Consider the following 10,012-nt stretch of genomic DNA (forward strand, 5'->3'; position numbering starts at 1 on the left):
GCTTCCCGGCCCGCTCGACCCAGACGTTCGCGGGTCCGTTGATCATGATCTCGGACACCTCCGGGTCTTCGAGCAGGGATTCCAGGCCCGGAAGGAACGGGACGAGGTGGCCGACGCCGCTGGCGCGCTTCATATCCGGCCCTCCTCCCGGAGCCTCCAGTAGCCCGTCTCCCTCGGCAGGTAGTGGGGCTTCAGGTAGACGCGGGTGGCCGGAAGCGACTTCACGCCGTCGTACGGAAGACAGACGGCCTGGTAGTTGGCGAGCAGGGCGAACTCGCGGGGCGTGAACACCGGCTCGCTCTGGCGGCGGAACGACTTGCTCGCGCCGATGGAGCCGCGCCCGCCCCCGGCTCGGCCCGACAGGAGCGAGAACTCGGGCCTGCCCGTGGTCTCGGTGAACGTGTAGGAGGCCCGCGTCTTCATGACGCTCCCGCACATCTCCGACGCGATCTTGGCCGAAGCCTCGTCGGAAAGCGACAGGAAGATCCGTGTCCGGAGCGTCTGGACGAGCGTGCGCCACGCCTCGCCCGAGGGCAGCACGGAGCGGAGCGACGAGAGCGACTGCGTGGCGACGATGGGGATGCACCGGCACTGCCGGGTCAGTGCGAACGCCTTCTCGTCGCCCGCCGGGTCGTCCTGTCCGACCGTGGCAAACGCTTGATATTCGTCACAAATGAACACGGCGGGCCGCATGTAGCGTCCGGGACGCCGGGCGGCCTCGGCGGGCCTTCGGAGCAGCGCCTGCATCCACGCACTCTTGAGCAGCACCCCGATGGCGCGGGCAAGCGCCGGGTTCGCCCCGGCGGGCATATTGAGCGCCAAGACCTTGCCGCCCTCGATCAACTCGGAGAGCGGGGGCAGCCTCCTGCGGAGCCCCGGCATGGGCGGGACCCGCGCCGTGCGGTCCTCTTCGGCTGCTGCGCCGCCCTTGGGTTCCGGTTCGGAGACCGTCGGGGGCGGCGGGCAGAACACGGCGGCCACGTCCGGCTGGTCGAAGAGCGACAGGAAGACGGAGATCCCCTCGACGATCGAGGTGCGGAGCTTGGCGTCCAGCTTGGACCAGTCCTTGTCGTACCACCGCTCGACGGCCTCGACCCGTTCGCGGAGTTCGCTTCCGGCGGCTCCCTCGGGCTCCGTGGCGTAGGCGACCTTCAGTTCGGCGAGCCGCTCGCGGAGCGCGGGATCGAGCGGGTGGGCCGCCTTCCCCTCCTCCGGCAGCGCCCGCCAGTCCCAGTCTCCGAGCGCCTTGCGGTGCTTCGCGAGGTCCTTCCTCGCGATGACGGCGCGAAGCGGGCACACGCGGTCGGCGAGCGCCCTGGCCTCGCCGATCTTTCCGGCCAGGAGGTCGCCGTCCACCGTGCAGCGGTACACGTCCTGGAGCGTGACCCAGCCCCCGGGCAGGAGCCGGTGGAGTTCCACGATCCACCGCACGAGGTTGGTGTACGCCTGTTGCCAGAAGGGGTCCCTGCCCTTGCCGAAGAGCTGGTTGATGAGGGACGCCACGCCGTAGGCGAGCGAGTAGGAGTCGAGCAGCGGATCGTCGAGCGGGTTCCACCGCCACGAGCCGCCGAGCCCGATTTCGAGGTAGTCGTCCGCGCGCCCGGCGTCTTTGAGGATGCTTCGCACCTGATGGCAGAAGTCCCCTTTGACTTCGAGCACGAGCGCGCCCGCCCTGCGCTTGAAATCGTCCGCCCGCCAGTGGAGCAGTTGCCGGGCGAACGGGTACATGCAGGCCGTCGTCTTGCCGGTGCCGACCGCCCCGACGACGAGCACGCCGGTGTAGAGTCCCTTCTCGGGGACGACGAGCCAGGACGGCCGTTCGCTCTCCCGCGCAACGGTCGGGTGGTGCAGTTCGCCGACCACGACCGAGGGCGCATCGTCCGCGGGCGAGTTGGGCCAGTCGGGCAGCCTGCCCCGTCTCTTGAACCGGAAGAGCGGCTGGAACCAGACCCGCCAGACCGAGAGCGCGAGCGAGCCCGCGAGCACGACCAGGACGGCGGGCCACGCGTAGTGCCAGAAGCGGAGGACGGCGTGCAGGCCCGGATCGTGCCAAGCGATCAGGTCGAGGTACGGGTTCGCGTCCGGGACCGGGAACGGCGCCTTGAGCGCCCGCGCGCCGACCGCGCCGACGGCGGCCCCGATGATGGCCAGGGTGGCGGACTTCATCGGCGCAGCCTCCTTCCTGAAAGGATCGCTGGCTGGGAGCGACCCCGTGCGGGGCGGAGGGGCGTGGTGTGAATCCACACCTCGGCCCGAACCCGCACCAGGCCCCGCGGGCCTGGGGTCGCTCCCAGCCCCGCCGAAGCGGCCCGACCGGCAGCGCCCGGCCGGGGCGCGGCGGCGCAAGACGTTGCCGCGCCCGCGGATGGCCGCCCGCGTCCATGTGAATCGCTGGACGCTTCGACTGTGAATCGGCCCCCCGCGTCGATTTCACGCCCCGATACGGCCCTAACTCGCCTGGCGGTCATCGGTAGCGGGCTCCCTGGAGGCGGATCGTCCGCCATGTGGCGGCGCGGCTCACCGAGGCGCGCCCAGGCCTGCGGCGCGCGCGGTTCTCCAGCGCGACGCTCCGCTTCATGGCGGCCTGGAGGCCGCCGAACTCTTCGAGCACGTGGACGGCGCCCTCGATGATCGCCCGCTCGATCCGGGCCAGTTCCTCGGCCGTCCGCGCGTCCGGCTCGGCGGGGCCGGACCCCGCCTCGGCCCACCTGCGGATCACCCGTCCGGCCCGGTCGATCTCCTCCGTCGTCCGCGCCGCCGCGACGATCTCGACAACGCGGCCCTGTCCCCGGAGCGCGTCCCAGAGCCCCCGGTGCGCCGCACCCCACGAGCGGAGCGCGGTCGCGGTCTCGTGGCCCGGCTCGGCGTAGACGAACACGGCGCGCGTCGAGTCGAGCGCCACGGGCAGCTTGACCGGGAAGAACCGGCGCGTGTCCCCGGCCGCGCCCCGGTAGAGCCGGGACGGCAGGAGCGCGCGGCCGATGCCGAGCGCCTCGAACGCGGCGACCTTCTCGGGCTCGGTCGGGAGCCACGGCAGGTCGGCGTGCTCGACCACGTAGTCGAGCGAGAGCAGGCGGCGGAGAAGCACCTCGTTCGCGGCGGCGCGCCGGTGCCGGACGTGCTCGGCGCCGAGCGCCCGGTAGACGCGCCGGGAGTAGATCCGGCACACGCGCCCGATGCCCCGGAGGCCGGGCACCGTCTCCTCGGCGGCGAGCCCCTGGGCGATCAGCGCGTGGACGACGCGCCGCACCTGTTCCGGGTGCGCGCCCAGGAACCGCGCGCACTGCGCGCGGGTGAACACGCCGCTGTGGAGGCACACCAGCGCGATCCACTCGGCCTTCTTTCCCGTCCAGCCGAAGTCCCCGAGCGCCTTCTCCCGCCCCTTGAGGTGGTGGAGGGTCATCGCTCCTCTCCGGTGACGAGCGCCCGGTCGGCCCGGAGATAGGTGACAAGCAGTCCCATCGGGTTGTGGACGACGAGTTCGTTCGGAATGCTGTCGAGGAACTCGAACCGGAGCGTGAGCGACCAGCGCTCGCGGCGGATCTCCCGCTCGCCGTCGAGGTGGACCACGTCGAAGTCGGCCGTCGCGCCGTGCGGCGGCTCGGGCGCGGGGTGGATGCGGAGCACGACCTGCTCGACCTCGGTCTCGGTGTCGGCGGTCCCCGCCGCCACGCTCGCGACCTCCGCGCCGTCCCTCTGGAACGCCGCGTTCGCGAGTTCAGTCGACAGGAACCGGAGGCTGCGGGTCCAGTGCTCCTCGACGGTCGCGCGGCGGCGCGAGTGGAAGTCGTGGACGAACCGGTTCAGGAAGTATTTTGTCGTGGCATCGAGCGGATCGGCCTGGACGGTCGCGGCCTCGTAGGCCAGCGCCTCGGCCCGGCCCACCTCATCCACGCGGACGACGATGGGCTTGGGTGGCTCCGCGCCAGCGATGCGCAGCAGCACGAGGACGCCGAGCACGATGCTCGCGGAAAGGAAGATCAGGATCGTCCTGAGCTTCCGGTTCGCCTGCACGGCCTCGCCCCAGATCTCGGCGTATTCGCGGCCCGCGTCACGGTCTCGTTTCATCATCGGATCTCCTTGGGGCTCAGACGGGGGGCTTGACGGGAGCGGCGGCCTTGCTCGCCCCCTGCATGACGAGCGCGACGAACCCGGACCCGGCGGAGCCGGAGCCGGACACGAGCATCGAGGCGAGTTCACCGACCTTGAGCCCGGCCATCAGGCCGGAGACGACGAGCGGCATGAGCACGACGGCCCAGAGCCACAGTTCCAGCGGATCGGCGGTCCCGGTGCCCATCAGGGCATCGGCGTAGGTCGTGATGTAGCCCATGCCGACGCCCATGAAGACCCTGAGCACGGCACCGGCCACGACGCCGTAGAGCGTGTAGACCATCAGGGTCCGGAACCATCCCCAGAACAGGAACGAGAGCGGCTCGAAGAGCAGGAACGCGATGAACACCGGACCGAGCAGGATCGCGATGGCGATGGCGACCTGCGCCCAGATCACCTGCGCGTAGGTGACGCAGAACAGCGCCAGCAGGCAGACCACGAGCGACGCGCCCATCACGAGCGTGACGAGCGAGGAGAAGATCACGGTCGTCCCCGCCGTCACGATCGAGAGCAGGTTGCCGGTGGACCATGCCGCGCCCAGGTGCGCGCTGTACGCCTGCACGAGCGCCGCCATCTCGGTGTAGCCGGCCGACACCACGTCGGACAGGAACAGGTTCTGGAGCCAGATCCCGCCTCCGGCGATCATCGCCGGAAACGTCAGCCCGACGCCGGGGATCGGGACGGCGTAGTAGTGGAGCAGGGTGCGGGGGATCGCGATCCCGATGACGAGCTTGACGATCTCCCACGGCTGGAACGTGCCGCTGAACGTGATCTTGAGTCCGGTCCAGGCGACCATCACGGCGGCGAGCCCGCCCCAGAGCTGGAGCCCGAGCGTGTGAACGTCGGGCGCGGCCCCGCCGACGACGGTGTCGAGCACCACGTCGAGGAAGCTCTTGAAGTCCTGAAGCTGATCGGCGGGGATCTGCGCCGGGACGTTCGGGTCGATGGACTGCGGGGGCAGTTGCATGGCCGTCGCGCCCTACCGGTAGAACGACGGGACGCGGAACAGGAGCCCGTCCCTGAGCGCGGCCCGGTTCAGCGAAGCCGCGTTCCGCATGGTCCCGGCGAACGCGTTCGCCCGCGCACGGCCATCGTGCCAGCGGCCCAGCCAGTCCAGGTGCGCGAGTTCGGCCTGCCTCGCCCGGCTCGCCTCCATTGCCGTCTGATGGGCGAGCACTTGGCCGAGGGCCGCGTTGATCCTCCCCTGGCTCAGCGAGGCCGCGACTCCGGCCTGCTGAAGGGCCGTGTTGGACAGGTTTCCGTTCGCAGTGAGGTCCGCGAACGAGCCTTGGGCGCTCTCGATGGTCCCGGCGAGCGCGGCGGCCGCGTCCAGCGCCGCGTAGTCCAGCACGCGCTGCCGGTCGGCGGCCTCGCGGGCGCGGCGGTGGTCCTCCAGCGCGCGCGTCGCGGCTTGGGGCGGAAGGTTCGCAAACAGAGCCAGGATGTCGGCGTCCGACACCCGGTCGGCGGCGTGGCGGATGGTTCTCCAGTGCCGCGTGAACGAGCGTCCGCTGCCCATCCTCCGGACGGCGTCGACCGTGCCCCGGGCCGGGCCGGTGAAGTCCGAGCGCCAGCCGAGTCCGTCGCGCACGAGGCCCACGGGATCGGCGGACAGGTCGGAAAACGGCTGGAGCAGCGCGTCGATCTCGCCCTTGGCGGCGCGCTCCATGTGGTCGAGCTGGTCTTCGAGTTCCGTAAGCTGGCGGGCCATCGACCGGATCTGGGTGACCTGGTGCGAGATCTGCGTGATCTGGTTCGCGATGATCGTGGCCCGCTGGAACCAGCTCCCGAAGTCGAACTGCGCGCTCGCGGGAGCGGCGCTGGCCAGCATCAGGAGCAGCACGAGGAAAACGGTGGCGAGGGAACGGAATCGCATGGACAAGTCCTTTCTCTTATCGGTCTGTCGGAGGGGTGGGGACGAGGACATCGGAGGTGAACCAGATGCGGAGCCTGTGGCCCGCGCGGATCGTGATCTCGGGCAGCCGGTTCAGATACCGGTCCAGCATCGAGGTGGCGCTGCTTCCAAGCCCTTGGCCGACGCCCGCTTGAAGTCCGTATGGCGAGGCTCCGGCAAGCGTGAGACCGCTCAGGACGCCGACCGCCCCGGCGGCGGCGAACGTCGAGAGGTAGCGGCGGTTCACCCGGTCGCGGAGCGCGCTCTCGCCCACCTGGTTCAGGCCGGTGAACTCAAGGTCGATCCAGCTTCCATCGGGCAGCAGCAATCGGTGGAACGAGACGGCGAGACGGCTCTGGTCGCGGTTCTGGACGGCCTGGGCCGTGCCGACGACGCGCGCGCCGCGCGGGATTAGCACCCGCTGGCGGTCCGCCGAATACAGCGGCGCAGACACCATGGCGAGCACCGGGCCGGGGAACTCGCCCGAGAGTTGGGTGATGAGCACCGCGTCGAGGAACGTGCCCTCGTGGATCCGCTCCCAGCCCGGCGGGTCAACCGGCCGGACCAAACGGCCGGGCTCGGCGGTGCGTGGCACGGAGGGAACGTCCGCCTGCGGTGCCGGGCCTCCGACTCCGGGCGCAAACCCTCCGGCGGCCAGCCCGACCGCCATCTCGGCCTCAAGGGCGGCAAGGGACTGCCCGAGGGACGCAAGCGCCCCGTCGAGTGCCGCGTCGGGAGACTCGGACGCCACGGGAGACGCGGCCGCGTCCGGGGGTCCGTTCGGATCCCGGTGCGACTGCGCGACGGGAAACGAGCGGAGCGAGCGCGTCCTGCGCTCGATCTCCTCCAGCCGGAGCGCCTCGCGAAGCTCGAACTCGGCACGGCCCATGCCGGTGATCCGACCGCCTCCGCCGGCATCTGTTCCTGCGGATCCCGTGCCCGAGGCGGGTCCGCCCTCCCGGTCGGCCGGATCGTCGCGCGACTCGGCGGCGGCCCGTTGCGTCTCGCGCGCCGTCTCGTCGCGGATGCCCTCGTCGAGCGACCGGCCCTCGCGGTCGTTCAACGCCCGCGGCTGCGCCGGCGCTCCGGCGGCGGCCTCATCTTCGCCGGGACCCGCGAGCGACGACGAGAACAGCAGTCCGGCGACGAGCACGGCGATCAGGACGACCCCCGCCTTCGTGACCATGCCGCCCGGAAGCGCGCCCTTCGGCTCCTTCACCACCTGCTTCCAGCGGATCATTTCGAGCCCTCCCGGGGCTCGAACCGCCACCGCACCTGCTTGTCGCCGATCCGGAGCCAGCCGTCGCCGAGAACGCGGCGCGCGACGTAGAGGCCGTCCTCGGTGAGATCGAACGCGACCAGGCTCGGCTCGCCGTCCCGGAGTTCGTAGAGCGCCGGAGACTCCTGTGCGCGCGAGCGGAGATAGGTGAACTCCCCGTCGTGCCACATCGCCTCGACGAGGAACGGCCGCCCGGACGCCTCCCGGTCCAGCCGGTAGTCGAACCGGAGCCGCTCGGGGTAGGAGGCACGGAATGCCTCGACCTCCTTGGTCGCCCGCTCCCGCGCCTCGGCGATCCCGGCCCCAGCTTCCTCGCGGGCCAGCCGTGCGGCATCGGCGGCTTGGGCCGCCATCTCGCGGTAGGCCGCGACCTCGCTCCGGGCGACGAACCCCGGAGCGCCGAACGCGGCCTCCGCGTCCGCTCCCGCCTCGACGCGCACGACCAGGTGGGGCGGCTTCTCCCCGTCTTCATGGACGAGGAACGAGTAGATGCGCCCCGACTCGCAGACGAGCGCCACGTTGGTCGCCGCGTTCTCGGCCAACGGCTTCAGGTACGCGACGTTCGCCGCGCCGGTCAGGTGCCAGTACTCGGAGTCTCCGGCCACGAAGTCGAGGATGCGCTCCCCGGCCGGAAGCACGATGACCGTTGTATGACGCACGCGTGCGCGGAGCCGGGGGATCCGCTCTTCGCCGTCCTCCGGCAACGGAACCCGGAGCAGGGTGGCGTCCGCGCTCGCTTGCTGCGCGGCGGCATCGCAGGGAAGCACCGTCAGAAGCAGCGTCAGCAGGACTACGACGATCCCCAGCAGGATCGCGGCGGTTGGAGTTGCCTTCATGGTGTTCACGTCCTCTCGGTTGGTGGGGTGGGATGGGTTCGGCCCGCGAGCGCTTCGAGCGCCCGGACCAGCCCGTGCCTCGCCACGGCTTCGGCGCGCCTCTCGGCGTCGAGCGGCGAGGAGGTGTAGAGCCAGTAGCTCTCCGGATCGACTTCGAGGCGGAGCACCGCCGCCTCGTCCGGGCGGCGGAGATACAGTTCGCGCTTGGGCGTCAGCGCCCGGATCCGGGCGACCTCCGACTCGTTCAGCCGGAACAGCGCCCCGGCCTCGTCGGGCAGTTCGGCGTTGGCGAGGAACAGCTTGGTGGGGATCGATTCGAGGAGCGCCGAAGCGCCCGGCGTCCCCGTCACGTCCACGGCGGACTGCGTCGCGAGCACGAGCGCGGCGTTCTTCTTCCGCCACGTCTTGGCCGCCTCGGCCAGGTAGTTCAGCACGGCGGGGTCCTGCATGTACCGCCACGCCTCGTCCACGACCATCAGCTTGAGCCGCGCGGTCTCGGCCGGGTCCTCGATCTCAAGCCGCATGCGTTCCAGCAGGTAGGCGAGCGCCGCCTCGCACAGGTCCGCGTGCTCGGCCGCGCCCGCCAGATCGATCACCTGCCAGTCCCGGAACTCGATGTCCGGCCCTTCCGCTGGCGCGTTATCGAAGAACGCGCCCCACGCGCCGCCCTCCGTCCAGCGGCTCAGCGCGGGCCACATCGCGGAGGGGAGCGAACCGGCCAGCACGCTCAGGGTGCGGCGCTGGGTCCCGAGCGCGTACAGATCCTCGATCCGCGCGCGGATCTCGCTCGTGTCCGCGCCGCTCGCCTCGTATCCGCCCAGCTTGAGCAGCCGGAGCACCCAGCCGGTGAGGAACTGGAACGTCCTCGTGGTCGGGGGAAGCGCGAAGGGCGTAAGCCGGAGCGTGGGCTCCGCCTCGCCGGGGGTGAGCTCCAGATACCGGCCCCCGAGAAACCGGGTCAGCCATCGGTAGGAGCCGCCGAGGTCCAGGATCAGGATGCGCGGATCGTACTTGAGCGCCTCGACGAGCAGGAAGTTGAGCGTAAAGCTCTTGCCCGAGCCCGTCGCCCCCAGGATCAGCGTGTGGCCCACGTCGCCCGCAAACAGATCGTAGCGGTACGCCGTGCGCCACGGCGTCTCGAACACCGCCAGCGGCTCACGGTCGAGATGCCGACTCTTCCGGTTGCCTCTCGGCGGCCCGAACACGGGCGCGAGGCACGCCGCGAGGCCAGCGGACACGAACACGCGCCGCACCTGTCGGCGCCTCGGCTGGGCCGGGAGCCGTGCGAACCACGCGGGCAACTGGCCGTAACCCTCCCGGATCGCCTTCGCGTCGTGCGCGGCGAAGAGGCGGCGCACATCGCCGTCCAGACGTTCGATCCGTTCGAGTTCGCCGTGGAGTGCCACGGTCAGCGACGCCTCGCCGTAGGCCACGCCGTCGGCTTCGAGTTCGACGAGCGCGGCTCCCAGACGGTCGGACTCGGCGGCCGCCGCGGAATCGACCATAGCCGCCGCCGTGCCCTGGGCGTCCTGGGCGTGCGCCATCATCGAGTAGCGGCGCGAGAAGTAGTGGCGCTGCGCGCTCCGGATCCGCCGCCGCGCCGCCTCCACCGTCCACGGTCGCCATTCCAGCGAGACCGTCGTCACGGCATCGAGGCAGTAGAGGTCCTTGAGGAGGTTGGCGTGCGCCTGCCCGGGCGGCGACAGCAGCGAATAGAGGATCACCGGCTCGCCGTCGAGCCGAAGGTGCGACCGCTCCGCCTCCAGCTCCGAGACCGCGAGCCGCCAGTTCATGCCGCTGCCCGTCGCACCGTCCCAGAACGTGCCTGGGCGGTTGATGAGTTCGGACAGAAGCCGGGAAGCCTCGACGGCTCCCAGCATCTCGACGGGCGTG

At 71.1% G+C, this 10,012-nt stretch carries 8 protein-coding genes; all 8 read right to left on the minus strand.

What is annotated here, in order from left to right; all coding sequences use genetic code 11:
- Positions 1-129: 129 nt before the first annotated feature.
- Positions 130-2,166: a TraM recognition domain-containing protein gene (locus tag RN901_RS05880; protein ID WP_310756932.1), complete on the minus strand. Its 2,037-nt coding sequence runs from the start codon at positions 2,164-2,166 to the stop codon at positions 130-132.
- Positions 2,167-2,464: 298 nt separating this feature from the next.
- Positions 2,465-3,403, minus strand: a complete 939-nt coding sequence (locus tag RN901_RS05885) for a hypothetical protein (protein WP_310756934.1) — start codon at positions 3,401-3,403, stop codon at positions 2,465-2,467.
- Positions 3,400-4,071, minus strand: coding sequence for a VirB8/TrbF family protein (locus RN901_RS05890; RefSeq protein WP_310756936.1), 672 nt, complete (start codon positions 4,069-4,071; stop codon positions 3,400-3,402). Before RN901_RS05890 ends, RN901_RS05885 begins: the two co-directional genes overlap by 4 nt.
- A gap of 16 nt (positions 4,072-4,087) precedes the next feature.
- Positions 4,088-5,077 (minus strand): type IV secretion system protein, encoded by a 990-nt coding sequence (locus RN901_RS05895; RefSeq protein ID WP_310756938.1) that lies wholly within the window; start codon positions 5,075-5,077, stop codon positions 4,088-4,090.
- Positions 5,078-5,089: 12 nt separating this feature from the next.
- On the minus strand, positions 5,090-5,986 hold the full coding sequence (locus RN901_RS05900) for a hypothetical protein (RefSeq protein WP_310756940.1): 897 nt from the start codon (positions 5,984-5,986) through the stop codon (positions 5,090-5,092).
- Positions 5,987-6,002: 16 nt separating this feature from the next.
- Positions 6,003-7,244 carry a TrbI/VirB10 family protein gene (locus RN901_RS05905; protein ID WP_310756942.1) on the minus strand — a complete coding sequence of 414 codons (1,242 nt, stop codon included), beginning with the start codon at positions 7,242-7,244 and terminating at the stop codon, positions 6,003-6,005.
- Positions 7,241-8,119: a TrbG/VirB9 family P-type conjugative transfer protein gene (locus tag RN901_RS05910; protein WP_310756944.1), complete on the minus strand. Its 879-nt coding sequence runs from the start codon at positions 8,117-8,119 to the stop codon at positions 7,241-7,243. Before RN901_RS05910 ends, RN901_RS05905 begins: the two co-directional genes overlap by 4 nt.
- Before the next feature lie 5 nt (positions 8,120-8,124).
- Positions 8,125-10,012, minus strand: a 1,888-nt coding sequence (locus tag RN901_RS05915) for a DUF87 domain-containing protein (protein ID WP_310756946.1), incomplete at its 5' end; no start/stop codon positions are given.

Origin of the sequence: Candidatus Palauibacter soopunensis (assembly GCF_947581735.1) — a bacterium.
GTDB lineage: Bacteria > Gemmatimonadota > Gemmatimonadetes > Palauibacterales > Palauibacteraceae > Palauibacter > Palauibacter soopunensis.